Raw genomic sequence first — 23,675 nt, 5'->3', positions numbered from 1 at the left:
CGTACGCGGGTGGTGCGTGCTGGTACGTCGGTGGAGCAGACCGGCGGGCCCGGACGGCCGATGGAGACGGTCAGGGACCTGCCGGTGCGACTGTTTGTTGCCCGTAGACGTTCTGGTAGCGGTGGTAGAGGGCGTCGATGTCGGCCTGCGCGATCGGCACCGGCTGCCCGAGGGTCCGCGCCAGGTACGCGGTGCGGGCCACGTCCTCGCACATGACCGCGGCCTTGACCGCCGCCCGGGCGTCCCGACCGATGGAGAAGACACCGTGGTTGCGCATCAGCACCGCGGGAGAGCGGTGCCCGGCGAGGGTGGCGACGATCCCCTTGCCGATGTCGTCGCCGCCGATCAGCGCGAACGGGCCCAGCGGGATCTCCCCACCGAACTCGTCGGCCTGGGCCGTGAGGTGGCAGGGGATCGCCTCCCCGCAGGCGGCCCAGGCGCTGGCGTACGAGCTGTGCGTGTGCACGACACCGCCGACCTCGGGCATGGCGCGGTAGACGTAGGCGTGGGCGGCCGTGTCGCTGGACGGGGCGAGGTCCCCCTCGACGAGGACACCGTCGAGGTCGCAGACCACCATGGTGTCGGCCGTGAGGTCGTCGTAGCCCACACCGCTCGGCTTGATCACCATGAGGTCCTGACCGGGGACCCGCGCCGAGACGTTGCCGGACGTCCAGGCGACCAGGTTGTACCGGGTCAGCTCGCTGTGCAGGCGGGCGACGCTCTCGCGCAGCTCGCGGATCTGTCGACCTACCTCTGCGCTCATCCGACGACCTCCAGCGGGGCCTCGTGCGTGGCCGCGACGGCCTCGACCGCCGCGTTGCGGATCGCCCGCAGGCGGAGCATGACGTCGTTGCCGCCCCGACCGAAGTGGTCATGCAGCGCCCGGTACTCGGCGTACAGGGCGTCGTAGGCGCGCGCCCGGTCGGGATCCGGCGTGTAGACGGCCTCGTGCACCCGCCCCATCGCTTGCGACGCCTCGTGGATCGACGGGTACGCCCCGGCGGCGACGGCGGCGTGGATCGCCGACCCGAGCGCCGGCCCCTGCGCCGAGGCGATGATGTTCAGCGGTCGCTTGGTCACGTCGGCGTAGATCTGCATCAGCAGCTTGTTGTTGGTGAGACCGCCGGCGATCACCAGGTCGTTCACCGGCACCCCGGCCTCGACGAACGCGTCGATGATCATCCTGGTGCCGTACGCCGTGGACTCCAGCAGCGCACGGTAGATGTCCTGCGGCCGGGTGGCCAGGGTCATCCCGACGATCATCCCGCTGAGGTCGTGGTTGACCAGCAGCGAGCGGTTGCCGTTCCACCAGTCCAACGCGACCAGGCCGTGTGCGCCGACCGGCTGGCTGGCGGCAAGCTCGGTGAGGCGTTCGTGCGAGTCGAGCCCGGCGGGCGCGCCGTGCGCGACGAACCAGCCGAAGATGTCGCCGACGCCGCTCTGCCCGGCCTCGTAGCCCCAGGCGCCGGGGCTGATGCCGCCGTCCACGACACCGCACATGCCAGCCACCTCGGCGACCTCCGCGCCGTTGACGACGTGGCAGGTCGAGGTGCCCATGATGGCGACCAGCCGACCGGGCTCCACCGCCTGCGCGGACGCCGCGGTGACGTGCGCGTCGACGTTGCCGACGGCCACCGCGATCCCCTCCGGCAGACCGGTCCAGGCCGAGGCGCGGGCGGTGAGCGTGCCGGCGCGGGCGCCGAGCGGCAGCAGCGGACCGTCGAGCTTGGCCACGAAGTCGCCGAAGTCGGGGTTGAGCGCGGTCAGGAAGCTGTCGGACGGGTACTGCCCGTCCTGCAGGATGCCCTTGTAGCCCGCGGTGCAGACGTTACGGGTCTCGGTGCCGCTGAGCTGCCAGACGATCCAGTCGGCGGCCTCGATGAACCGCTCGGCCCGGTGGTAGATCTCCGGGTCCTCCTCCAGGATCTGCAGACCCTTGGCGTACTGCCACTCGGCGGAGATCTTGCCGCCGTACCGGCCGATCCACGGCTCCGCCCGCTCGTGGGCCAGCGCGTTGATCCGGTCGGCGTGCGGCTGCGCGGCGTGGTGCTTCCACAGTTTGACCCAGGAGTGCGGCCGGTCGCGCAGGTCGGGATCCTCGCAGAGCGGGGTGCCGTGGGCGTCGGTCGGCAGCACAGTGCAGGCGGTGAAGTCGATGCCGATGCCCACCACCGATGCGGGGTCCACCCCCGCGGCGGACACCGCCGCCGGGACGGCGTGGCGCAGCACGTCGCGGTAGTCGTCCGGATTTTGCAGCGCCCAGTCCGGGGGCAGCGGTCGACCTCCGGGCAGCGTCTCGCTGATGACCCCGTCGCCGTACTCGTGCACCGCGGTCCCCAACTCGGCACCGTCGGAAACCCGGACCACCAGGGCCCGCCCGGAGAGAGTGCCGAAGTCGACACCCACGACGTAGCTTTCGGCAGCTCCGTCCACACGCTCCATGTTCACCTCCACCGTTAACGGGGATAGTGTTAACGCTCACATCCAGCGCCGTCAAGACATCTAGCTGCAACAGCTCCGTAACGGAACGCGGAGGCCCGCGCGCCCACTTGGGCGGGTAGCTACCGGATTGGTGCAAAGTCCGCGATTCCGCCTCCAGCCCGGTCGCGGCAGCGCCGGGAGGGCGACATCTGAACGGCAGCCGGCCGAAACCTCCTCGCCCGGCGGGCGGCCCGACACCTCCCCGGCCGGCCGTCGGCCCGGCGCCTCCTCAGCCGGCAGGGCGACAGCAAGGTCCCGCATCACAGAGCGGCGGGATGACGGTCCGATCGCGACGGTGGCCGGGTCGTCGACGATGTCAGCGATAACATCGCTGCGGCCGCCACCCTCGCATGATCAGATCTATGACCCGCGCCGCAGCCGCCGCCGAGCCCATGAGCGCGCACTCCGGTCGCCGACGTGCACCTCGCGTGCCCGGCCCGGGAATCGTGTTATCGATAACATTCGACGTTTCACGGTCGCCGCGCGCACGGTCTCGACCCAGCGCGTCTCGTGGGCGCCCGCCCCTCCGGCGTCGCGGCCATGGGCCGGGGTGGGGACTCCGCGGCCTTCCCGCGGTGGTGATCGACTCCAGGTTGGCGACGTCGCGGTGTCCGGTCGGCGGGACACCGCGACATCGCCGAGCTGGGGTCGATCATGCGCCCCGGCCCGGCCCCGAAGGGCCGGACCGGGGCGGGCCGGGCGGGTCAGGCGGATCGGGTGGGTCAGGCCCGAGGGCCCCTCGGGTCAGGCGGTCCGGCCGCGGTTGTAGAGCGCCTTGGCCCAAAGGAAGCAGGCCACCGTGATGACGGCGCACCAGGCGACCGCGAGGACCCCGTTGCTGCCGATTCCGGTGCCGAGCAGGAGGCCCCGGAGGGTTTCCATGACCGGGGTGAAGGGTTGGTAGTCGGCGAACAGGCGTACCGGCGTCGGCATGGAGTCGGTGGGGACGAACCCGCTGCCGAGAAATGGCAGGAGCACCAGCGGCATGGGCAGGTTGCTGGCCGTCTCGACGCTCTTCGTGACCAGGCCGAGCGCGACCGACAGCCAGGTGACCGCGACGGTGATCATGGTGAGGACGCCGATCGCGGCGAGCCATTCGACGGCATTGGCGGTGGGACGGAACCCGACCAGCAGCGCCACGCCGGTGACGGCCGCGAGGCTGAACATCGTCTGGAGCACGCTGCCCACGACGTGGCCGGTGAGAACCGACGGCCGGAAGATCGCCATCGTACGGAAGCGGGCGATGATGCCCTCGGCCATGTCCATGGCGACCGAGATCGCGGTGCCCTGCGCCGCGCTGGCCACCGTGATGAGCAGGATGCCGGGGGTGACGTAGTTGGCGTAGTCGCCGCGGTCGCCGGAGGGTCCGAGGCCGGCGCCGAGGGTGCCGCCGAAGACGTAGACGAAGAGCAGCAGAAGGATGACCGGGATGCCGACGAGCATGAGGGTCAGCGAGGGGTAGCGCCGCATGTGCAGGAGGTTGCGCCGCAGCATGGTGTTCGAGTCGCGCAGGGCGAGGTTGAGGGTGCTCATCGCGCGGAGGCCCTTTCGTGACCGGACCGCCCGGCCCGGGTGGCGGGGTGGCTGTCGGGTTGATTGGCTCGGCTGTCGGGTTGGCCGGTGAGGGCGAGGAAGACGTCGTCGAGGTCGGGGGTGTGCACCGCGAGGCCGGCCACGGTGATCGCGTCGCGGTCGAGGTGGTCGAGGACGGACCGCAACGAACCGACCCCGCCGTCGCTCGGCACCTGGAGGGTCAGCGCGGCGTCGTCCCGGGTGGCCGCCGCGAACGTACGGGCCGCCGAGTCGAGCCCCTCCTGGTCGGCGAACCGCAACACGACGTGGCCGCCCGGGATGAGCCGCTTGAGCTCGTGCGGGGTGCCCTCGGCGATCAGCCGGCCGTGGTCGAGGAACGCGACGCGGTCGGCGAGCTGATCGGCCTCCTCCAGGTACTGGGTCGTCAGCAGGATGGTGACGCCCTCGGCGGCGAGGGCCCGGATGATGTGCCACATGGCGCGGCGGCTGCGCGGGTCGAGGCCGGTCGTCGGCTCGTCGAGGAAGATGACGCGGGGGTCGCCGACCAGGGTCATCGCGAGGTCGAGCCGACGGCGCATGCCGCCGGAGTACGTCGCGGCCGGCTTGTCCGCCGCCTCCGTGAGGTCGAACTGCCCGAGCAGGTCGGCGATCCGTCGCCGACCCGTCGCCCGGTCCAGATGACACAGGTCGGCCATCAGGTTCAGGTTCTCCCGACCGGTGAGCAGGTTGTCCACGGCGGAGAACTGGCCGGTGACGCCGATCAGCTCACGAACCGCGTCGGGCTCACGGGTCACGTCGTGGCCGAGGACGCGGGCGTGGCCGCCGTCCGCCCGGAGCAGGGTGGAGAGGATCTGCACTGTGGTGGTCTTGCCGGCGCCGTTCGGGCCGAGCAGCGCGAAGATCGTTCCCTCGGTGATCATCAGGTCGATGCCGTCGAGCACGACCTTGTCACCGTAGGACTTCCGCAGCTCCGTGGTGACGATCGCGGGTTTCCTGCTGCTGGTCATGGTCTCCTCATTTGTGGTCGGGGGTCGCGGCGGATCAGGCACGGCGGATCGTGATGTCGCCGTAGGAGGTGTTCGCGCGGATCTCGACCGTCTCGTCGGTCTCGGCCGGGCTGTCGGTCGACTCGAGCGCGTTGTGCACGCGCCCGTGCCGGGAACTGACGTCGAGCCAGGCGGCGGTGCCGCGCCGGACCCCGACCTCGATCGCGCCGTACGAGGTGTGCGACTCGACCGACCCGCGTACGACCTCGCCCAGCCGGACGTTGCCGTACGCGGTGCGTGCCGCCACCGAGGCCATCGACGCGTCCACCGTGATGTCGCCGTACGCGGTGTTGACCCGGACGTCACCGCCGCTGCGGCCGATCCAGCAGTCACCGGAGGAGTTCTTGATCTCCGCGGTGCCGTCGACCGCGCCGAGGCGCACCTTTCCGGAGGAGGCCTTCACCCGGGCGGAACCGGTGACACGCTCCACCGCGACCTCGCCGTGGCTGCTGTCGATCTCCAACGGCCCGGTCTCCTCGAGCCGGATCCCGCTGCCGGTCTTGATGCGACACTCGCCGAGCCGCCCCTCGCCGCGGAACGCCGCCCACGCCGCCTCGGCATGCAGCCGTGTCCCGCTCGGCACCTCGATGAGGACGTCGACCGAGGGGCCGGAGCCGAAGCCGTATCGGCGCCAGCTCTTCGGCACCCTGATCCGCAGGAGCCCGGCGGCGTACTCGACGGTGGTCTGCTCCGCGGCGCTCACGTCGGCCTTGCTCGACGGGTCGCGGGGGCGCACCTGCACCACCGTGTCGGTGCGGTCGGTCGCAGCGATCCAGGCGTCCCCGACGGGCAGCTCGACCTGGACGGAAATCGGTTCTGGCGTATCGAAAACAGGCATGGTGGTCTCCCGGGAGGTGCGTGGCGAAGGCGAGCGGAATCGGAAAGGGGCGCGGCGGTCAGCGCGCCCAGCCGGTGACGTGCTGGCCAGGCCGCGGCGGCTCCAGCCGGCGCGGTGGCTGGCGATCCGTGCCGCCGGCCGCGACGGCGGCGGCGACGGCTCGCACCAGCCAGGCGTTGACGGACAGCCCGGCCCGGCTGGCGGCCCCGTCGACGCTGGCCTTGAGATGGTCGGGGAGGCGGAGGTTGATCCGGGACGTGCCGCCCTCGTCGCCCTCGGGCGGGAGCAGCGGCGCCGGCGCCGGAGGCGGTTCGCTGACCGCATCCGTGCTGTCCGCCGGCGGGTTCGCGGGCGTCACCACGAAGTTGGGCTCGCGCCCGCGCAGCCGGACGTGCACCGACCCGGGGGCGAGATCGCGGGTGATCTCGTCGGCCGCGTCGGACAGCGCCTCGAGCAGGGTGAGGTGGGTCGCCGCCTCCAGTTGGGTGAAGAGTCGCTCGGCCAGCACCCGACCCTCCGGGTCGACGCCCTCGGCGGCCACAGCGAACTCGTTGCGCAGGTTCTCGACGTACGGCCTCAAGTCCATGGCACCATCATGGCACTACTTTGGCTCAAGATGCAACAGCCGTGGCTCAACGTGCTGCCATGACCTTCATCGCCGATCGCCGGTGCGACGCTCCGGCCCCCCGAACACGCGGCGGACCAGCCGGTTCGCGACCTCCTGCGTCAGCCCGGTGGCCACCAGCAGATCGCTGACGGTCGTCCGGACCTGCGCCACCACGACGGCACCGGAGAAACCGACCCCCTCCCGGTAGGCGTCACCGGCGGCGCACACCGCCCGCAGGGCCTGCTCCCGCGCCTGGGTGGGTTCGTGACCGGCGGCGAACTGCCGCTTGAGCACGCGTACCGCCTCGGCGAGGTCGGCGACGGCCTCCGGCAGCTGCCTCGGGATCGGCTCGCCGTCGTCGATCACGGTCACCGCGCGGCGGATCAGCGTTCCGGCGTTGCGCATCGCCCGGTCGATCGGTCCCGCCGCCTGCGCGTACCGGCCCACCGGCCCGTGCCGCTCATGCCAGTGCACCGGCGAGAGGGTGCTGGCCTCCCGGGCCCCCTGGGTCGCCTCGACCAGCGCCCGCAGCTCGTCCTTGTTCTCCCGCAGCTGCGTCCGGGCGGCCAGCGCACGGGCGATGTCGCGGTCGGCCAGCGCGCCAGCGGTGGCGTCGAGCTGGGTGCTGAGCAGGTCCAACGCCGGGCGCGCGGCCCGGTTGAGCACCCGCAGCGGGCTCAACGGCAAAAGGACGGCGGTGACCAGCAGCGCCACCGCTCCCCCGACGAGAGCGTCCACGAAGCGGGGAATCTCCAGGTCCCGCACGGACGGACTCAACGTGGCGATGAGCACCGCCGTCGCCCCGGCCTGGATCACCGCCGCCGCGCTGCCGGCGAGGAACAACGCGACGAGGATCGCCAGCACGACGATCAGGGCGAGTTGCCACCACCCGGTGCCGGTGACCGTGAGCAGCAGGTCGCCGACCAGCACCCCCACGGTGACGCCGATGATCAACTCGACGGTGCGACGCAGCCGTTGCCCGACCGACGCGGCGAGGGTCGAGACCGCGGAGATCGGCGCGAACACCGGCTGCGAGACGTGCAGCACGTGGCGCACCACCAGCCAGGACAGCGCCGCAGCCAGACCGGCCTGCAGAGCGAGGCCGCCGACGCCCCGTACCCGCCGCGCCCGCTCCCGCAGCGTGCCCCACAGGCGGGCGCGGAGCCGGGCGACGGTCGTCGGCGCAGCGGCGTTCGCTCCCGCGCCGGCCCGCGCCGCGGCGCCCCCGTCCGTAGCGGGCCGACCGGCAGCGACCATGGCGGCGGCTACCCCGCCGTACCCCGATCAATCCTGGCCGCCGGGCGCGGCCACGCGCGAGCGCGCCGCGCCCGGCGGCCGACGGCGGTCGCGCTCAGCGCGCGGAGAGCATCTTCTCGGCGTACGCCCAGAGCCGGTCCGCGGCGACCGGGTCGATTGCGTGGTCGGCGACCCCGCCGGTGGCGTTCGGGCCGCCGGGCACCACCTCCGCCTCCTGGTTGTCGACGAAGTACCGGCCGCCGATGCCGTCGAGCAGGGGTGACGCGGCGAGCAGGACGGTGGTCGCCGCTCCCTGGGCGGGCGTCTTGTAGTGGTCCGGCACGACGAGGTTGCCCGCCTCGTCCATCGCGCCGAACGCGCGCATCATGTCGTCGTCCAGGTGACGTTGCAGGTTGGTGTGGATGTACCCGGGGTTGAGGGAGTTGGCGGTGATCCCGTCCTTGGCCCACCGCCGGGTGATGCCGACCGCGAGCAGGACGTCCGCGGTCTTCGACTGCCCGTACGCCGACCACGGGTCGTACGGGCGCCGCTCGAACTGGGGGTCCTCGACGTCGAACGGAGCGCCCAGGTGCGCCCCGGAGCCGACCACCACGACCCGGGCCGCCCCGGCGGCACGCAGGTTGTCGTGCAGACCGACGGCGAGCGCGAAGTGCCCCAGGTAGTTGGTCGCGAGCTGGAGTTCCCAGCCCTGCGCGGAGAGCTGCCGGGTCGCAAGCGCCATGATGCCGGCGTTGGCGACCAGCGCGTCGAGCGGGCCCCGCCAGGCCGCGACGAAGGCGTCGACCGACGCCAGATCGGCGAGGTCGAGCGCGGCCGACCGGACGGCGCCCCGGGTGGCGTCGGTGGCGAACTCCGCGACGAGCGCGGCGGCCCGCTCGGGGTCACGGACCGCGACGGTGACCTCGGCGCCGGCGCCGGCCAGGGCGCGAACCGTCTCGACACCGAGGCCGGAGGCGCCGCCGGTGACGATCATCCGGCGCCCGGTGAGGTCCACGCCGTCGAGGATCTCGGCGGCGGTGGTACGGGCGGTGAACGACGTGGTGAGGCGTGGGTTCGCTGTCATGTCAGCCAGACTATGAACCTGAACCTGGACTGCCTATAGTCTAGGATTCGCGATACTTTAGTGATCGTCCAGGACGGTGCGGATGGATCCCCTTGAGGACGTACTGGCGTTGCTCGGTGCGACGAGTCACGTCTCCGCCGGCCTCGTCGCCGGAGGGCGCTGGGCGGTCCGGTTCGACCCACCGGCCGGCGCGAAGTTCAACGCCATCCGGCGCGGCCGCTGCTTCCTGCTCGTCGACGGCGAGCCCGAGCCGATCGGCCTCGCCGAGGGCGACTGCTACCTGCTGACCCGGCCGGTGGCCTACACGCTCTTCAGTGACGCCGACGCGCCGGTCCAGCCGGCGTACCCGATCTTCGCCGCCGCTGCCGACGGCGTGGCGCACGCGGGCGACGGCGACGACATGTTCCTCATCGGCGGCGCGTTCTCCCTGGGCGACCGGGGTCGCAGTCTCCTGTTGGACAGCCTTCCGCCGATCATCCACGTGCCCGCCGACACCCCCGCGGCCGCCACCATCCGGTGGGCGCTCGACGAGATCGACAGCGAGCTGCGGCAGGCACAGCTCGGATCGCGACTCGTCGCCGAACACCTGGCGCTCGTCCTGCTGATCCAGGTGCTGCGGCTGCACCTGGCCCGCGGTCCGCAGCACACGTCCGGCTGGCTGGCCGGGCTCGCCGACCCGGTGGTCGCTCCCGCGCTGCGGGCGATGCACGGGCGGCCCGCGCAGTCGTGGACGGTGGACGAGATCGCCCGCGCCGCGTCCGTCTCCCGCTCCACGCTCGCCGCCCGCTTCCGGCAGGTCGTCGGCGTGGGCCCGCTGGAGTACCTCACGCGATGGCGGATCGAACTCGCGGCGGACCGCATCCGCCGCGGCTCGGACACCGTCGCCACCATCGCCCTGGCCGTCGGGTACGGCTCGGAGAGCGCCCTCAGCGTGGCCTTCAAACGTGTCACCGGCGTCTCGCCGCGGACGTACCGCAGACAGGTGGCCGGGAGCGCCGGGACCGCATAGGGGTCACCCGTGCGGTGCGGCGCGTCGCCTGCGGGGTTGGGCGCGTCCGGGCGGGGTAGACCCCGGTCTGCCACGCGGGTGGTGGGGCCACCCGCGACTGGATCGCCGGCGCCGGGCGGTCGGACGCCTCGGGGGGCGACGGCGGATGGATCAGCGCGGGTGAGCGGGCCCGACACCCTCGGCGACATCGTGGAGCTGCGGGTGCCTTCTGCTGCCGTTCCTGCTGGTAAACGTGGCGATCTGGATGCGTCCGGCGAACCCCCGCTCGGAGGCCATGGTCAAGTCCCTGTGCCGGGTGCTGGCGGTGTTCGCGCTGGTGCCGGTCGTCGCGATCGGCCTGGTCTGGCGGCTGGAGTTGGCGCAACGCCTGCGGCACGCGCCGCCCGAGTGACGCTGATCGGGCCACTTCCCGTCTCCGTCCGGTGCGCGGAATCGCAGGGCAGAACCAGCCCACGGAGCGCGCCACACCGGCGCGGTTGACATCACCGCCCATGATTGTGGTCGCTGCCCGGAATCCTGATCGTCAGAGGCTGGAGGTCGACGTGGCTGCGGTGTCCCACCCGGTGTTCGCGCGGGTGTACGAAAGGCTCAGCGTCGCCATGGATCGCGCCGGCACCGCCGAGTTCCGCCGCGACCTGGTCGCCGGCCTGACCGGCCGGGTGCTCGAGGTCGGCGCCGGCAACGGGCGCATGTTCGCCCACTACCCGCGGACGGTGACCGAGGTCGTCGCGGTCGAGCCGGAACGCCGCCTGCGTGCCGCCGCCGTCCGGGCGGCCCCGGCCGCGCCGGTGCCGATCACGGTCGTCGACGGCCTGGCCGAGGCGTTGCCCGCCGCCGATGGCGAATTCGACGCGGTCGTGGTCGCGTTGGTGCTGTGCACCGTGCCGGACCAGGCCGCCGCGCTCGCCGAGATCCACCGTGTGCTGCGCCCCGGCGGGCAGCTGCGCTTCTTCGAGCACGTCGCCGCCGAGGAGCCCGGTCGCCTCCGTCGGGTCCAGCGGTTCTCCGACGCCACGCTCTGGCCGAAACTGTTCGGCGGCTGCCACACCGGCCGCGACACCACGGCCGCCATCGAGGCGGCCGGGTTCGCCATCGACGAGCTGCGTCGCTTCCGGTTCCCGGCCGGCAGTTCCAGCCCCTCCTCGCCGTGCGTGCTGGGTCGCGCGACCCGGCCGGAGCACCGGCTGCGCTGAGGTGTCATCGGGCCGTCCGCGAGGTTCAGCGCCTCGGCAGGCCGGCCAGCCAGTCGTCCAGGGCCGCCGGGCTCGCATCGCGGCAGCGTACGCCGCAGCGTCGAGCGGGCCTCACCAGCTGCTGCCGGGACAGGCCGGCCGCGTGCCGGGCCCCCCGTCGATAATCGCTTGCCGCGCACGACGGGCGTCGCCAGAGTGGTGCCCATGACGTACTGACGGACACCACCTGAGCACCGCGCCGAGGCCGCTTCGCGCCGCTCGGTGCCGTACCGCCGTCCGTCCCCTTGCGATTCAGCGAGAAGTGAGCGTCGTTGTCTGAGCACCACTCCCCTCGGGAGTCTTCGTCCCCGTCCGCCCCGGCCACCATTGCCGTGTTCGCGTCCCCCGCGAGTTGGATCGAGTCCGCCGCGCTCGACCAGTGCCGGCAGGTGGCCGCCCTCGACGGCATGGTCCACGTTGCCGGGATGCCGGACCTGCACCCGGGCAAGGGCGCCCCCATCGGCGCGGCCATGGCGTCGACCGTGCTGTACCCGTTCCTGGTGGGCTCGGACATCGGCTGCGGCATCGCGGTGTTCCCCATTCGACTCCGGCGCGTCGTACCCGAGCGGCTGGCTGCCCGGTTCCCCGACCTCGACCGCGCGCTCGACCCCGAGCGGGACGCCGACGATCCGGCCTGGACCGTCGTCGCGGGCGACGTTCCCGCCGGCCACCGGGACGGTCTCGGTACGGTCGGCCGCGGTAACCACTTCGTCGAGCTGGCTCGCGTCGACACCGTCTTCGCACCCGAGCACGCGCACCGACTCGGGCTGGCCACCGGTGACCTCGTCCTCGTCGTGCACAGCGGCTCGCGGGGCCTGGGTGAGCGGATCCTGCGCACGCACACCGAGATGCACGGGGCGGGCCCCGCTCCCGACCCGGCCGCGTACCTGGCCCGGCACGACGAGGCGGTGCGCTGGGGCTCGCTCAACCGGCGGCTGCTGGCCGCCCGGGTCGCGTACGCCCTGGGGGCCGAGCCGACCGAGCCGGTCGTCGACGAGTGCCACAACCTGGTCGAGGTACGCGACGGCGTCTACCTGCACCGCAAGGGGGCGGCGCCCGGTGACGGCCGCGACGTGCTCGTCGCCGGTACGCGGGGTACCGCGTCGTACCTGGTGGCCGCCCACGCCGGGGCGGACGCCAACCACTCGGTGGCGCACGGCGCGGGCCGGAAGATGTCCCGCGCCGACGCGCTGCGCCGGGGCCGGGCCAAGCACACGGTCGAGGAGTTGCGGCGTACCCCGGTGGGTTCCCTGGTGGTGTGCGGCGACCGCCAGTTGCTCTTCGAGGAGGCGCCCACGGCGTACAAGCGGATCGAGCAGGTGATCGGCGATCTCGTCGAGCACCGGCTCGCCACGCCGGTGGCCACCACGATCCCCCTGGTCACCTACAAGACGCCGGATGTCGGGGCCGCGCCGAGGTCGGACCGGCGCGACAAGCGTCGCGGGCGGGGTCGGTCGTGAGCGCGCAGCTGCTGCTGTCCGCTGGCCGTGGGCCGCGGGAGTGCGCGTGGGCGCTGGCCCACCTGTTGCGCCGCCTGGAGGCTGACGCCACCCGGCAGGGCGTGACCGTCCAGCGGGTCCACGCGGTGCCCGGTGACCGTCCTGGCACCTACCGGTCGGTGCTGATTCGGCTGTCCGGCGCCGACGTCGAGGCGTTCGCCGCCTCCTGGACGGGGACGCTGTGCTGGCATGCGCCCAGCCCCTACCGGACGAGCGCCGGTCGAAAGAACTGGTACGTGACCGCGCAACCGCCGCCGAGCGACGCGCCGCCGACGACGTTCGCCGAGGCCGACGTCGACATCGTCGGCTGCCGCACCGGCGGTCCCGGCGGCCAGCACCGGAACAAGGCCAGCACTGCGGTACGCGCCACCCACCGCCCCTCGGGCCTGGTCGTGGTGGTGGACGACGAACGGCAGTTCAGTCTGAACCGGCGCATCGCCCTTGAGCTGCTGCGCCAGCGTGTCGAGCGCGGCGACGAGGCGGCCCGCCGCGCGGTCACCACCGCCCGTTGGCGCATCCACGACGACCTCGTGCGGGGCGACCCGACCCGCACCGAACGCCCGTAGCGCAGCGGGCTCAGACCTCCAGGACCGCGTCGGCGAAGGCCCGCGGCGCCTCCTGGGGCAGGTTGTGCCCGACGCCGCCGCCGACGGTCCGGTGCTCGTACCGGCCGGCGAACTGCTTGCCGTAGACACTCGGGTCCAGGTGGGGAGCGCCGTTGGCGTCACCCTCCAGGGTGATGCTGGGCACCGAGATCTTCGGCTTGCCGGCCAGGCGCTTCTCCACCTCGTCGTACTGCGGTTCACCCTCAGCGAGGGCCAGCCGCCACCGGTAGTTGTGGATCACGACGTCGACGTGGTCGGGGTTGTCGAACGCGGCGGCGCTGCGCTCGAAGGTCGCTTCGTCGAACATCCACCGCGGCGATGCGGTCTGCCAGATCAGCCGGGCGAAGTCGCGGCGGTTGCGGTCGTACCCCTGCCGGCCGCGCTCGGTGGCGAAGTAGAACTGGTACCACCAGGCGAACTCGGCCTTCGGCGGCAGCGGCGTCCGGCCCGACTCCTGGCCGTCGATCAGGTAACCGCTGACCGACACCAGACCGGAACAGCGCTCAGGCCACAACGCGGCCACGACATCGGCCGTACGCGCACCCCAGTCGAACCCGGCCAGCTTCGCGCTGTCGATGCCCAGGGCGTCCATGAGGGCGATGAGGTCGAGCCCCATGGCGGCCGGCTCGCCGTTGCGGACGGCGTCGTCGGATCGGAACCGCGTCGTGCCGTGACCCCGCAGGTACGGCACGACGACCCGGTGGCCGGCGTCGGTGAGCAGCGGTACGACGTCGACGAAGCTGTGGATGTCGTACGGCCAGCCGTGCAGCAGGATCACGGGAGCGCCGTCGGCCGGGCCGGCGTCCACGTATCCGACGTTCAGGACCCCGGCGTCGATCTGTCGCACGTCATCGAACAGTGCCATCGAACCGGTCCCCTTCCTCGGCTGATTCCGGCTGTCGAAACGCGGCTCCGGACCACCGGCCCAGCCCCGAAATCGTAGGAATCCACGAGCCGCCGGACAGCGAGTTGCGCAAGAACAGCAGCGCCGGTGAGCGGATCGCTAGAATGCGTCCGCGAACAGGACACTTCCCGTGTGGTCGCCGCGCTGGTCGTAGGGTGATGACATGGCTGAGCGATCCCTGACCCTGATGGCGGTGCACGCGCACCCCGACGACGAGGCGACGAGCACCGGTGGCGTCCTCGCCCGGTACGCGGCCGAAGGTGTCACCACGGTCCTCGTGACCTGTACCGACGGGCGATGCGGAGACGGCCCCGGCGGGGCGAAGCCCGGTGAGCCCGGCCACGACCCGGCCGCCGTCGTGGCGATGCGTCAGGCCGAGCTGGAGGACAGCTGCGCGACGTTGAAGGTCACCCACCTGGAGACGCTCGGCTACGCCGACTCCGGGATGATGGGTTGGTCGACGAACGACCAGCCCGGCTCCTTCTGGACGACGCCGGTGGCCGAGGCCGCGGACCGGCTCGCCGACCTGATCCGCCGCTACCAGCCGGACGTCATCGTGACCTACGACGAGAACGGCTTCTACGGCCACCCGGACCACATCCAGGCGCATCGCATCACCATGGCCGCCGTCGCGCAGACCGACATCCCCGCGAAGGTCTACTGGACCACCGTGCCGCGGACGGCGTTCGCGGAGTTCGGCCGGATCATGAAGGAGCTCGGCGTCGAGTGGGCCGAGCCGGACCCGTCGTCCGACCAGCCCGAGCTGGGGCTGCCCGACGACGAGATCACCACCTGGGTCGACACCCGGAGCTACGGCGCGCAGAAGTTCGAGGCCCTGGCCGCGCACGCCAGCCAGACCGAGAACATCTTCTTCCTCCAGTTGGGCCCGGAGCGGTTCACCGAGCTGATGGGCAGGGAGACCTTCGTCCGGGTGCGGGACACCACGGGCGCGCCGGTGCCCGAGGACGACCTCTTCGCCGGCCTGCGCTGACGCGTACCCACACCCGGCGGCGGGCCCGCTACCGTTGCCGGGTGCGGGTGGTGGTGGCGGAAGACCTCGTGTTGTTGCGGGACGGGTTGATCCGGCTGTTGGAGGCCCACGGCTTCGAGGTGGTCGCCGCCGTGGGCACCGGGCCGGATCTGCTGACCGAACTCGTCACGCGGCGCCCCGACGTGGCCGTGGTCGACGTGCGGCTGCCGCCGTCGTACACCGATGAGGGTCTGCGGGCCGCGCTCGCGGCACGGGCCGAGGTGCCGGGGTTGCCGGTGCTGGTGCTCTCTCAATACGTGGAGCGACTGTACGCGCGGGAACTGCTCGCCGACGGCCACGGCGGGATCGGCTACCTGCTCAAGGACCGGGTGTCCGACCTCGGCGAGTTCGTCGCCGCGGTCCGCCGGGTCGCCGCGGGCGGCACCGCGCTCGACCCCACAGTGGTGGCGAAGCTGCTCGACAGCCGGACCCGGGTGCTGCCCCTGGACCGGTTGACCCCTCGCGAGCGGGAGGTGCTCGGGCAGATGGCGCAGGGCCGGTCCAACGCCGCCATCGGCGCCGCCCTGTTCATCACGGAGAAGGCCGTCGCCAAGCACACCAACAGCATCTTCGCCAAACTCGGGCTGCAGTCCTCCGAGGACGACAACCGGCGAGTCCTCGCCGTCCTCGCCTACCTCGACGCATAGGGGTACTGGCACCACCGCGGGAGGGGTTCCAGGCTCCTCGAAACGCGTCGCGCCAGCGGCGAGCCTGAGACCATGACCGCAACCGTCAGCACGACGGCCCTCCAACCGGGCCCCGTCCCCCGCACCGACCGCGCCCTCGCCCCCGACCTCGCCCGGGGCGCCATGCTGCTGTTCATCGCGCTCGCGAACGCCGCGAACGCCGCGTTCGCCGGCCAGCCCGGCCTGGACGGCACGCCGCACGGCGCGCAGCGCGTCGTCAACGCCGTCCTGGCGACGTTCGTCGACAGCCGCGCCTACCCGGTCTTCGCCGTCATGTTCGGGTACGGCCTCGTGCAGATCGCCCGACGACAGGGCGAGGGCGCACGGCGGATCCTGCTGCGGCGCAACGCCGCCCTGATCGTCTTCGGCCTGTGCCACGCGACGCTGCTGTACTTCGGGGACTTCCTCGGCGCGTACGGCATCGTCGGTATCGCCGCCACCCTGCTGTTGCTGCGCCGCGGCGACCGGTTCCACCGCGTCGTGCTGTGGCTCTGGGGCATCCAGACCGCGTACGCCGGGGTCCTGGCGGTGACCGCGCTCGTCGGCGCGCGCGGCGGCAACGCCGTCCTCACCAACACGCCGAACCCGTCGCTCGCCGCATCGTCGTACGGCCAGTCCATCCTCGACCGCCTCGCCGAGTGGCCGGTCCACACCGCCACCGTGCTCCCGTTCATCGTCATCGTGTGGCTGGGTATCTGGGCGGCCCGGCACCGCATCCTGGAGAACCCCGCCGCGCACCGCGTGCTGCTGCGCCGCGTCGCCGTCGGCTGCCTCGGCATCTCCGTCGTCGGCGCGCTCCCCTACGCGCTCATCGCCGCTGGTGCCGTGCACGTCGACGCCGCTACGGTCGGGACCATGGCACTCGTCCACGCCGTGAGCGGCGAGTACGGAGGGCCCGGCTACGTGGCGTTGTTCGGCCTGCTGGCACCGCGACTCGACCGTGCCCGCCGCGGCCGCGCCCTGCTCGCCCCGGTGGTCGCGCTCGGGCAACGGTCGCTGAGCGGATACCTGTTGCAGTCCGCGGTGTGGCTGGCGCTGTTCGCGCCGTGGGCGCTGCACCTGGAGGGCACGTACGCGGCCGCCGGCGTGGCGGTCGTCACCTGGCTGGTCTCGCTCGCCGCCGCCTGGACGCTGAGCGTCACCGGTCACCGGGGGCCGGCGGAGACGCTGCTGCGACGCATCACCTACCGCACCACCCGCCGATGACCGCCATCACCCGCAGGACCGTGGCCGGGGCGCTCTGCGTCGCGGCCACGGTCGCCTGGCTGGTCACCGGCCGTGGCGTGTTCTGGCCCCGGTGGGTGTACTTCGGGGTCGGCATCGTCCTGCTCGGCCGGCTCCTGCTGCGGCGGGCACTGCGGGTGCCACCGGGCCGGCGTCTCTGGCTCGCCCTCGACGTCGCCGCGTGCGCCCTGATCGGGTGCGCCGACCTCAGCGTCTGGGTGCTCACCGGTGGCGGCTACTTCTGGCCGGCCTGGACGTTGCTCGGCCTGGCGACGATCGTCGGGCTGCACGCCTGGGTGGTCAGTCGCCCTCCCGGCGCCCGCGAGCGGGAGCTCACCGAGCGGATCGCCACGCTGACCCGTTCCCGCCGCAGCGCCGTGGACCAGCAGGCGGCCGAGCTGAAACGGATCGAGCGCGACCTGCACGACGGGGCCCAGGCCCGCCTGGTGTCCCTGGCGCTGACCCTCGGCCTGGCCGGGGACCTGCTGCGCCGCGACGTCGACGGTGCCGCGCAGCTGCTGGCGGAGGCCCGCGCCACGGCGACCGCCGCCCTCGACGACCTTCGCACCGTCACCCAGAGCATCCACCCGGCGGTCCTCGCCGACCGCGGCCTCGGTGACGCCGTCCGCGCCCTGGCGCTCGACCTCGCCGTGCCCGTCACCGTCACCGGCGACCCGCCCGCGCAGCTCCCACCGGCGGTGCAGACCGCGGCGTACTTCGCGGTGGCCGAAGCCCTGGCCAACGTGGCGAAACACAGCGGCGCCACGGCGGCGTGCGTGACCTTCGACCAGGCCGGCGACATGCTACGGATCCAGGTCGACGACAACGGTTCCGGTGGCGCCGACCCGGGCCGCGGCACCGGCCTGCGCGGCATCATCGGTCGCCTCGACGCCATCGACGCCCGCCTGTCGGTCGACAGCCCGGTCGGCGGCCCGACCCGGGTCACCGTCACGATCCCGATCGAGCCGGCATGAAACTGCGCAGGCACCGCAGGCCGACGGCCCGCACGCTCCGCGGCGGTACGCCTCAGGACGTCGCGGCCGACTGCCCGCTGCGGCTGTCCGGCCGTACGCCCTGGTCGGGGCGGTGGGTCAGCACCCGGGGGCCGGTCTCGGTGACCGCGACAGTGTGCTCGGAGTGGGCCGAGCGCGAGCCGTCCGCGGACCGGATCGTCCAGCCGTCCTGGTCGAATTTGATCTTGCCGGTGCTACGGCAGAACCACGGCTCGATCGCGAGCGTCAGGCCGGGCTTGAGTTTCATGCCCCGCCCGGGTCGGCCGTTGTTGGGCACGTGCGGGGCCTCGTGCATGGTGCGGCCGATGCCGTGCCCGCCGAACTCGTCGTTGACCTGGTAGCCGTAGCGGTGGGCGACCTCGCCGATGGCGGCGGAGATGTCGCCGAGCTGGTTGCCCGGCCGCGCGGCGTCGATGCCGGCCGCCAGCGCGACCTCGGTGGCCTCGATCAGCTTCAGATCCGCCGGGTCGGGGGTGCCGACGACGACGGACAGCGCGGAGTCGGCGGCCCAGCCGTCGATCCCGACCGCCATGTCGATGCTCAGCAGGTCACCGTCGCGCAGGACGTAGTCGTGCGGCAGACCGTGCAGCACGGCGTCGTTGACCGAGAGGCACAGGACGTTGCGGAACGGGCCGCGACCGAACGACGGCGTGTAGTCCCAGTAGCAGGACTCGGCGCCCCGCTCCCTGATTCGGCGGCGGGCGTGGTGCTCCAGGTCCAGCAGGTTGACCCCTGCGGCGGCCACCGCACGCAGCTCGGCCAGCAGCTCGCCGACGAACCGGCCGGTCACGGCCATTCGATCGACTTCCGCGGCGGTTTTCAGCTCGATCACGATCAACCCTTCCGTCTCCGGTGCGGTATATTTATACCACGTTGGCCCGAGGGGTCGGCGGGTCGACATTGCCGGTCCGCGCGGACGCATCTATCCTGCTCACATGGTCCGCCCACCCCTCACACCGGAACAGATCGCCGCGGGGCAACGCCTCGGAGCGGCGCTTCGGGTCGCACGGGGCAGCCGCAGTCTCGTCGAGGTGGCCCTGGCGGCCGGCATGTCACCGGAGACGCTGCGCAAGATCGAGGTGGGCCGGCTTCCGGCACCCGCGTTCGGCACCGTGGTCTGCCTCAGCGAGGTCCTCGGCGTCGCGCTCAGCGACCTGGCCGAGGTGTGGCTGGCCGATCTGCGCGTCCGTGAGGCGTCCTGAGCACTCGGTCGACGACCGCTGGGTAGCCTTAAGCCCATGATCTTCATTACCGCGAAATTCCGGGTGCTGCCCGAGCACGCCGACCAGTGGCCGCAGATCGCCGCCCCGTTCACCGAGGCGACCCGCGCCGAGCCGGGCTGCCTGTGGTTCGACTGGTCCCGCAGCCTGGACGACCCGACCGAGTACGTCCTGGTCGAGGCCTTCCGCGACGACGAGGCAGGCGCGGCCCACGTCCAGTCGGCCCATTTCCGCGCCGCGCAGGAGACGCTGCCGCCGCACCTGGCCGAGACGCCGCGCATCGTCAACGCCACGGTCCCGCAGCAGGACTGGTCGCTGCTCGGCGAGATGGCCGTACCCGAGGCCCGCTGACCGCCGGCCGACGCCGGCAGGGCCACTTTCCGCCGTTTCCGCTCGGCGCTTTTCGCCAACCCGGGCCGGTAGCTCCACTGGGGACTGTCGGATATCCGCGATCCCCGACGCGGGCCCGGGTGGAGGATGTCGGACATCGATCTCGTCGCTAAGGTCCACCGTGACAAGCGCCTGCCGGGGAAGGCGGTGATCGATGCGTTGCGTCACCTGTGGGGCCGACACCGATGCGGCGCTCCCCACCTGCCAACGGTGCGGTTCGGCCCTGCCCGGCGCCGCCGTGCCGCAGCAGGAGTCTCCGCCCCGCGCGTTCTCCGTCGCGACCGAGCCTCCCGACCCGACCACCGAGCCGCCCGGCCCGACCGTCCTCGCGACCGAACCGCCCAGCGCGACACCCTTCACGACCGAGCCGCCCAGCGCGACACCCTTCGCGACCGAACCGCCGGGGGTGTCGCCCGTCGTCGGCGGGGCCTCGGGCGCGATGTCGGGGGCGGCCCTGCCACCCCCGCTGTGGGACCTGCTGGTGTGTGCGGTGCTGTTCGCCGGCTGGGCGCTGGTGCTGCTGCTCGTCGCGCTCGCCCGGGGCGCCCAGGAGCCGTCCGAGGTGCCGGGTCGACTGGCCCTGTGGCACTACGTGCTCGCCGCGCTCGCCGTGGCCATCTACCTGTTGACGGCCGTCCGGGGCGTACCCGAGTCACCTGGCTACCTGTGGGCGCGCGCGGCCCGGGGTGACGGCCGTGACGGTGACCTGAGGCGAGGGCTCCAGCTTCTGGTGCCCACGGTCGTGGTGACCGTCGCGGTGGCGCTCGTCGCGGGCATGACAGTGCCGCTGTCCGCCGCCGTCTCCGAGGCGACGTCCACCTCGGCGACCCCGACCGCCGACGACGAGGTGCCCACCGAGACGCCGCCGACGCCCGACCCGGTCCCGACGACGACGCCCGGCCCGGAGACGCCGACGCCGACGGTGAGCGACGATCCGGATGCCCGGCGGCGTACGCAGGCCCAGGCGGTGGACGCGCTGCTGTCGGAGTCGATCGCCTCGCGCGGCGACCTGGCCATCGCCATCGCGGCCGTGGGAGAGTGCCGCGACCTGAACCGCTCGCTCGGCCTGTTGGACGGCGTGACACGCCAACGCCGCACCCAGCGTGACCAGGCCGAGGCACTGACCGTCGACGCGCTCACCGACGGGCCGGCGATGCGATCCCACCTGGTCTCCGCCTTCACGTACGCCGGGGACGCCGACGCGGCCTACGCCGCCTGGACGCGACGCTCCATCAGCTCCGGCTGCTCGCTCGACGCCAACTGGCGGCGGGGCAACCAACTCTCCGAGCAGTCCCAGAAGGCCAAGAACGAGTTTCTGCGCCGGTGGAACCCGATCGCCACCTCATGCGGGTTGCCCACCCGCACCAGCAAGGAAATCTAGGGAGCCGGGAGATGACGACGTGACGGTGACCGAGGCGCCGCAGACCGACCACTTCGATTTCCCGTCGTACCAGGTGCCACCGCGGCTGTCCGACACCACCCGGCAGTTGTGTGGCGCGGCCTACCTCGACCAGAAGTACGCCGAGACGGTGATCAGAGAGGTGATCGAGGACGAGCGGCGTGCCGTCGCGCTCTCGTTCGGCTTCGACCTCAACGCGGTCGTCCGGCACTGCTTCCGGGCACAGCACCGCTACCTGGTCCGTGACAGCATCCTGTTCGGGCTGCTCGTCATCGGTCTGCTGACCTCGATCACCGCCACCGTGGGCTGGGTGGTGCTCGGGTTCACCGTGCTGCTGGCCCGGTCCCGGGAGTCGCGCCAGCTGTCCCTGCCCGTCCGCGTCCTGTTGTACGGCACGCTGATCACCATCGTGCTGTGCAGTGGCGGCCTGGCGCTCGTGCTGCCTCTGTTCACTGTGTCTAGCGGCCTCGAGTTCTTCGCCGGCTCCCTGCTGGGCACCGGCCCCGACCTCAGCGCCGACTCACTGGTCGAGGCGCTGCAGGCCAGGATGACGGCCGGCCTCTTCGGCTTCCTGGCCTGGATGCCCCTCCTGCTCGGTGTCGCCACCCTCGCCGTCCTCGTCCGGTTCGAGCGCACCACCCACCAGATCCTGACCGACGAGCTGCGCCCCGGCATCCCACCGGTCCTGCCGACCCTGCCCAACGAACGGGTGGCCCGCCGGCTCGACCTGGTGGCCCGCGCCCAGTACGGCAACATCACCGTCCAGGAACGGGACCCCTTCCTGGGCTGCGGTGCGGCCGAGCACGGCTGGTCGTACGCCATTCCGGTGCGGCCCGCGCCCGGCCGGGCCGCCGGCCGCGACGGCAGCCCGGATGCCTCGCCGATCGACCAGGCGGAGCTGGGGCCTGCGCTGACCGCGCACGTCCGGGCGGCGATCCGGCGGATGCGGGAGGATCCGCTGCCCCGCGCCGTCCGGGTGCCCGGGCTCTCCCTGGTGCCGCACATCGTCGCCGACGGGGTACGCCGGCAGGGTGACCCGCTGCTCGACCCGGTGACCGGGATGCCGCGCAGCCGCGCCTCGGAAGAGGTGATCGACGTGATCGTCCGGCATCCGCAGGGCGGCCTGCGCTACTACGACCGGATCGTGGTCAGCGGCGCCGGCAAGCCCCTGCACACCGCCGACGGACGGCTCGTGCTGCCCGAGCAGAACCTCGGCATCGACATCTCCGCGTTCGTGCACGCCGCCGTCGAGGGCGGGTTGCTCTACGTCGAGTTCGTCACCACGGTGATGCCCCCCATCGAGGCCCGGTACGCGGTGGTCGATCGGCTGCGGCCCGAGCAGTCGATGGTCCGGATCGTGCGTGACGTGCTGGCGAACATGGTGACCGACTCGGTGCTCAGCGGCTGGCACCTCATCAAGCGACTGCGGCACGATCGGGGCATGAAGACCCGGATGGACGACGCGCTCGCCGCGAGCGAGCAGTTCCGGACGCACGACTACGGCGCCCGGGTCAGTGTGCGTCAGCTCGTCGCCGAGCGGACCGCGGTCAAGCACCTGCAGCTGCTCGACGAGTGGAAGTACACCAAGCTGCTGGAGCGGGCCGTGCTGGAGGCGGTCGTGTCGTTCCTGACCGAGCGGGGCCTGGACACCGGCGATCTGGTGCAGCGCGCGTCCGAGGTCCAGAACATCTTCGGCAACGTCAACACCATCTTCGGCGGTCAGCAGGCGTTCGCCAGCTCCAATGTCACGTTCGAACAGCACACCTAGGAGGCCCTCGATGGCGGACCCGGATCAGCCGGCCCGGTCGATCGTGTTCCACAACACGATCCATGGTGGGCAACAGGCGATGGCCAGCGACAACGTCACCATGGTCCAGTACAACGGGACCAACGACCTCGCCGAGCGGTTCGACGCGCTGCTGCGCACCCTGAAGGAGCATGTCGCCGACTTCCAGGACCCGGATCGCGCCGGCCGCGAGGTGACCGCGATCGAGGTCGCACGCGAGCAACGGCAGCCGGATCCCAAGCCGGTGCTGACGTCGTTGGAGACACTTGCCGCGTTGGCCACGGTCGGCGGCACGCTGGCGGAGGCGGTCAGGGCCGCCATCGACATCGTCTCCCAGCACTGGCCACTCTGACCGTACGGTGAGCAGAGCTGGCTGGCCCGACGGCACCAAGGGCGCCCGGGTCGGTGCGAGCGAATACCCACGGTCGTCTATGGACATGCCATCCTGTTAACGCTAACGTAGCCGACGACCGTCGATATCTGAGCGTAATCTGACCGTCACGAAGGGCCTGTCATTGCTGGTCCCGGCTGTGCGGTCGACATCGTTCGCGGCGTGGGGCGGGTGGAGCGTGGCCGGCACGGGACGGCCCGGGATCACCACCGGGCGACCCGCGCCGAGGGCCGGACGATTCCAGGCCACGGCCACTTCATCGATCACCGCCGCGTCCCCGGGCAGGACCGTCGGCGCTGACCGGCAACCGTAACGCCACGTACCGAACCGCCTGGCCCGCCGACCACGCCGTCCCCGACGGCTCACCCCGGCGCCGGACGGCCTCGGTGTCGTCGTACGCGGCCACAGACCGGGCCAGGTCCCGCCGTCCCCCTGCTCAGAGTCCGGGCCCGAGCAGGGGGA

The 23,675-nt window shown here is 72.3% G+C and carries 24 protein-coding genes; 14 read left to right on the top strand and 10 right to left on the bottom strand.

Annotation, left to right across the window (positions count from 1 at the left end):
* Nucleotides 1-70 precede the first annotated feature (70 nt).
* From ACFYPH_RS13680 to ACFYPH_RS13645, 8 genes are all read right to left on the bottom strand, one after another.
* Nucleotides 71-763, bottom strand: coding sequence for an L-ribulose-5-phosphate 4-epimerase (locus ACFYPH_RS13680; RefSeq protein WP_354861991.1), 693 nt, complete (start codon nt 761-763; stop codon nt 71-73).
* The gene (gene araB / locus ACFYPH_RS13675) at nt 760-2,442 is read right to left on the bottom strand and encodes a ribulokinase (protein ID WP_355069105.1); all 1,683 of its coding nucleotides are present in this window, start codon (nt 2,440-2,442) and stop codon (nt 760-762) included. The genes ACFYPH_RS13680 and araB overlap by 4 nt, the downstream gene beginning before the upstream one ends.
* A 783-nt stretch (nt 2,443-3,225) precedes the next feature.
* Nucleotides 3,226-4,014, bottom strand: coding sequence for an ABC transporter permease (locus ACFYPH_RS13670; RefSeq protein ID WP_387181661.1), 789 nt, complete (start codon nt 4,012-4,014; stop codon nt 3,226-3,228).
* The gene (locus ACFYPH_RS13665; RefSeq protein WP_355069102.1) at nt 4,011-5,021 is read right to left on the bottom strand and encodes an ATP-binding cassette domain-containing protein; all 1,011 of its coding nucleotides are present in this window, start codon (nt 5,019-5,021) and stop codon (nt 4,011-4,013) included. The genes ACFYPH_RS13670 and ACFYPH_RS13665 overlap by 4 nt, the downstream gene beginning before the upstream one ends.
* A gap of 34 nt (nt 5,022-5,055) precedes the next feature.
* Nucleotides 5,056-5,898: a DUF4097 family beta strand repeat-containing protein gene (locus ACFYPH_RS13660; RefSeq protein WP_355069101.1), complete on the bottom strand. Its 843-nt coding sequence runs from the start codon at nt 5,896-5,898 to the stop codon at nt 5,056-5,058.
* A 58-nt stretch (nt 5,899-5,956) separates the two neighbouring features.
* Nucleotides 5,957-6,484, bottom strand: a complete 528-nt coding sequence (locus ACFYPH_RS13655; RefSeq protein WP_354861050.1) for a hypothetical protein — start codon at nt 6,482-6,484, stop codon at nt 5,957-5,959.
* Between the two features lie 66 nt (nt 6,485-6,550).
* A complete protein-coding gene (locus ACFYPH_RS13650) occupies nt 6,551-7,762 on the bottom strand; it encodes an aromatic acid exporter family protein (RefSeq protein ID WP_387181658.1) in 1,212 nt (403 codons plus the stop codon).
* Between the two features lie 94 nt (nt 7,763-7,856).
* A complete protein-coding gene (locus ACFYPH_RS13645) occupies nt 7,857-8,825 on the bottom strand; it encodes an SDR family NAD(P)-dependent oxidoreductase (protein ID WP_387181655.1) in 969 nt (322 codons plus the stop codon).
* 82 nt (nt 8,826-8,907) lie between these two features.
* Between ACFYPH_RS13645 and ACFYPH_RS13640 the strand changes: the two genes are divergently transcribed.
* The 5 genes from ACFYPH_RS13640 to prfH all read left to right on the top strand — a co-directional run bounded on the left by ACFYPH_RS13640 (nt 8,908) and on the right by prfH (nt 13,131).
* Nucleotides 8,908-9,834, top strand: a complete 927-nt coding sequence (locus ACFYPH_RS13640) for an AraC family transcriptional regulator (protein ID WP_354861056.1) — start codon at nt 8,908-8,910, stop codon at nt 9,832-9,834.
* A gap of 232 nt (nt 9,835-10,066) precedes the next feature.
* Entirely contained in the window at nt 10,067-10,225 is a 159-nt protein-coding gene (locus ACFYPH_RS13635; RefSeq protein ID WP_354861058.1) for a hypothetical protein, read from the top strand.
* Nucleotides 10,226-10,376: 151 nt separating this feature from the next.
* Nucleotides 10,377-11,027: a methyltransferase domain-containing protein gene (locus tag ACFYPH_RS13630; protein ID WP_354861059.1), complete on the top strand. Its 651-nt coding sequence runs from the start codon at nt 10,377-10,379 to the stop codon at nt 11,025-11,027.
* Between the two features lie 311 nt (nt 11,028-11,338).
* Nucleotides 11,339-12,526, top strand: coding sequence for an RNA ligase RtcB family protein (locus tag ACFYPH_RS13625; RefSeq protein WP_387181651.1), 1,188 nt, complete (start codon nt 11,339-11,341; stop codon nt 12,524-12,526).
* A complete protein-coding gene (gene prfH, locus ACFYPH_RS13620) occupies nt 12,523-13,131 on the top strand; it encodes a peptide chain release factor H (protein ID WP_387181649.1) in 609 nt (202 codons plus the stop codon). Before ACFYPH_RS13625 ends, prfH begins: the two co-directional genes overlap by 4 nt.
* Nucleotides 13,132-13,141: 10 nt before the next feature.
* Here the strand turns inward: prfH and ACFYPH_RS13615 are convergent, their stop codons facing one another.
* Entirely contained in the window at nt 13,142-14,035 is an 894-nt protein-coding gene (locus tag ACFYPH_RS13615) for an alpha/beta fold hydrolase (RefSeq protein ID WP_387181647.1), read from the bottom strand.
* Nucleotides 14,036-14,237: 202 nt separating this feature from the next.
* Between ACFYPH_RS13615 and ACFYPH_RS13610 the strand changes: the two genes are divergently transcribed.
* From ACFYPH_RS13610 to ACFYPH_RS13595, 4 genes are all read left to right on the top strand, one after another.
* Nucleotides 14,238-15,065, top strand: a complete 828-nt coding sequence (locus tag ACFYPH_RS13610) for a PIG-L family deacetylase (protein ID WP_355067985.1) — start codon at nt 14,238-14,240, stop codon at nt 15,063-15,065.
* 41 nt (nt 15,066-15,106) lie between these two features.
* Entirely contained in the window at nt 15,107-15,751 is a 645-nt protein-coding gene (locus ACFYPH_RS13605) for a response regulator transcription factor (protein WP_354861068.1), read from the top strand.
* Between the two features lie 72 nt (nt 15,752-15,823).
* On the top strand, nt 15,824-16,996 hold the full coding sequence (locus ACFYPH_RS13600) for a DUF418 domain-containing protein (RefSeq protein WP_387181642.1): 1,173 nt from the start codon (nt 15,824-15,826) through the stop codon (nt 16,994-16,996).
* A complete protein-coding gene (locus ACFYPH_RS13595; RefSeq protein ID WP_354861070.1) occupies nt 16,993-17,988 on the top strand; it encodes a histidine kinase in 996 nt (331 codons plus the stop codon). Before ACFYPH_RS13600 ends, ACFYPH_RS13595 begins: the two co-directional genes overlap by 4 nt.
* Nucleotides 17,989-18,040: 52 nt before the next feature.
* Here the strand turns inward: ACFYPH_RS13595 and map are convergent, their stop codons facing one another.
* Nucleotides 18,041-18,859 (bottom strand): type I methionyl aminopeptidase, encoded by an 819-nt coding sequence (gene map / locus ACFYPH_RS13590; RefSeq protein WP_354861072.1) that lies wholly within the window; start codon nt 18,857-18,859, stop codon nt 18,041-18,043.
* Nucleotides 18,860-18,962: 103 nt separating this feature from the next.
* On the opposite strand from map, the gene ACFYPH_RS13585 reads away from it, so the two are divergent.
* The 5 genes from ACFYPH_RS13585 (at nt 18,963) to ACFYPH_RS13565 (ending at nt 23,174) form a co-directional block, all read left to right on the top strand.
* Nucleotides 18,963-19,229 carry a helix-turn-helix transcriptional regulator gene (locus ACFYPH_RS13585; protein WP_354861073.1) on the top strand — a complete coding sequence of 89 codons (267 nt, stop codon included), beginning with the start codon at nt 18,963-18,965 and terminating at the stop codon, nt 19,227-19,229.
* A gap of 36 nt (nt 19,230-19,265) precedes the next feature.
* Complete coding sequence (locus ACFYPH_RS13580) at nt 19,266-19,598, top strand: putative quinol monooxygenase (protein WP_355139754.1); 333 nt, start codon at nt 19,266-19,268, stop codon at nt 19,596-19,598.
* Nucleotides 19,599-19,791: 193 nt separating this feature from the next.
* Nucleotides 19,792-21,018, top strand: a complete 1,227-nt coding sequence (locus tag ACFYPH_RS13575) for a hypothetical protein (protein ID WP_387181637.1) — start codon at nt 19,792-19,794, stop codon at nt 21,016-21,018.
* A gap of 19 nt (nt 21,019-21,037) precedes the next feature.
* Nucleotides 21,038-22,804, top strand: coding sequence for a hypothetical protein (locus ACFYPH_RS13570; protein ID WP_354861079.1), 1,767 nt, complete (start codon nt 21,038-21,040; stop codon nt 22,802-22,804).
* A gap of 10 nt (nt 22,805-22,814) precedes the next feature.
* Complete coding sequence (locus tag ACFYPH_RS13565) at nt 22,815-23,174, top strand: hypothetical protein (protein ID WP_354861080.1); 360 nt, start codon at nt 22,815-22,817, stop codon at nt 23,172-23,174.
* Nucleotides 23,175-23,675 lie beyond the last annotated feature (501 nt).

Source organism: Micromonospora sp. NPDC005252, assembly GCF_042872475.1.
Taxonomy (GTDB): domain Bacteria; phylum Actinomycetota; class Actinomycetes; order Mycobacteriales; family Micromonosporaceae; genus Micromonospora.
This window is presented reverse-complemented; position numbering and strand designations above follow the sequence as displayed.

Bases quoted from the DNA above. Each gene is read 5' to 3' on its own strand.
- ACFYPH_RS13575 (WP_387181637.1), top strand. From the start codon at position 19,792: ATGCGTTGCGTCACCTGTGGGGCCGACACCGATGCGGCGCTCCCCACC.
- ACFYPH_RS13595 (WP_354861070.1), top strand. From the start codon at position 16,993: ATGACCGCCATCACCCGCAGGACCGTGGCCGGGGCGCTCTGCGTCGCG.
- ACFYPH_RS13670 (WP_387181661.1), bottom strand. From the start codon at position 4,014: ATGAGCACCCTCAACCTCGCCCTGCGCGACTCGAACACCATGCTGCGG.
- ACFYPH_RS13640 (WP_354861056.1), top strand. From the start codon at position 8,908: ATGGATCCCCTTGAGGACGTACTGGCGTTGCTCGGTGCGACGAGTCAC.
- ACFYPH_RS13565 (WP_354861080.1), top strand. From the start codon at position 22,815: ATGGCGGACCCGGATCAGCCGGCCCGGTCGATCGTGTTCCACAACACG.
- araB (WP_355069105.1), bottom strand. From the start codon at position 2,442: ATGGAGCGTGTGGACGGAGCTGCCGAAAGCTACGTCGTGGGTGTCGAC.
- ACFYPH_RS13600 (WP_387181642.1), top strand. From the start codon at position 15,824: ATGACCGCAACCGTCAGCACGACGGCCCTCCAACCGGGCCCCGTCCCC.
- ACFYPH_RS13655 (WP_354861050.1), bottom strand. From the start codon at position 6,484: ATGGACTTGAGGCCGTACGTCGAGAACCTGCGCAACGAGTTCGCTGTG.
- ACFYPH_RS13660 (WP_355069101.1), bottom strand. From the start codon at position 5,898: ATGCCTGTTTTCGATACGCCAGAACCGATTTCCGTCCAGGTCGAGCTG.
- ACFYPH_RS13650 (WP_387181658.1), bottom strand. From the start codon at position 7,762: ATGGTCGCTGCCGGTCGGCCCGCTACGGACGGGGGCGCCGCGGCGCGG.
- ACFYPH_RS13615 (WP_387181647.1), bottom strand. From the start codon at position 14,035: ATGGCACTGTTCGATGACGTGCGACAGATCGACGCCGGGGTCCTGAAC.
- ACFYPH_RS13585 (WP_354861073.1), top strand. From the start codon at position 18,963: ATGGTCCGCCCACCCCTCACACCGGAACAGATCGCCGCGGGGCAACGC.
- ACFYPH_RS13645 (WP_387181655.1), bottom strand. From the start codon at position 8,825: ATGACAGCGAACCCACGCCTCACCACGTCGTTCACCGCCCGTACCACC.
- ACFYPH_RS13580 (WP_355139754.1), top strand. From the start codon at position 19,266: ATGATCTTCATTACCGCGAAATTCCGGGTGCTGCCCGAGCACGCCGAC.
- ACFYPH_RS13665 (WP_355069102.1), bottom strand. From the start codon at position 5,021: ATGACCAGCAGCAGGAAACCCGCGATCGTCACCACGGAGCTGCGGAAG.
- ACFYPH_RS13610 (WP_355067985.1), top strand. From the start codon at position 14,238: ATGGCTGAGCGATCCCTGACCCTGATGGCGGTGCACGCGCACCCCGAC.
- ACFYPH_RS13680 (WP_354861991.1), bottom strand. From the start codon at position 763: ATGAGCGCAGAGGTAGGTCGACAGATCCGCGAGCTGCGCGAGAGCGTC.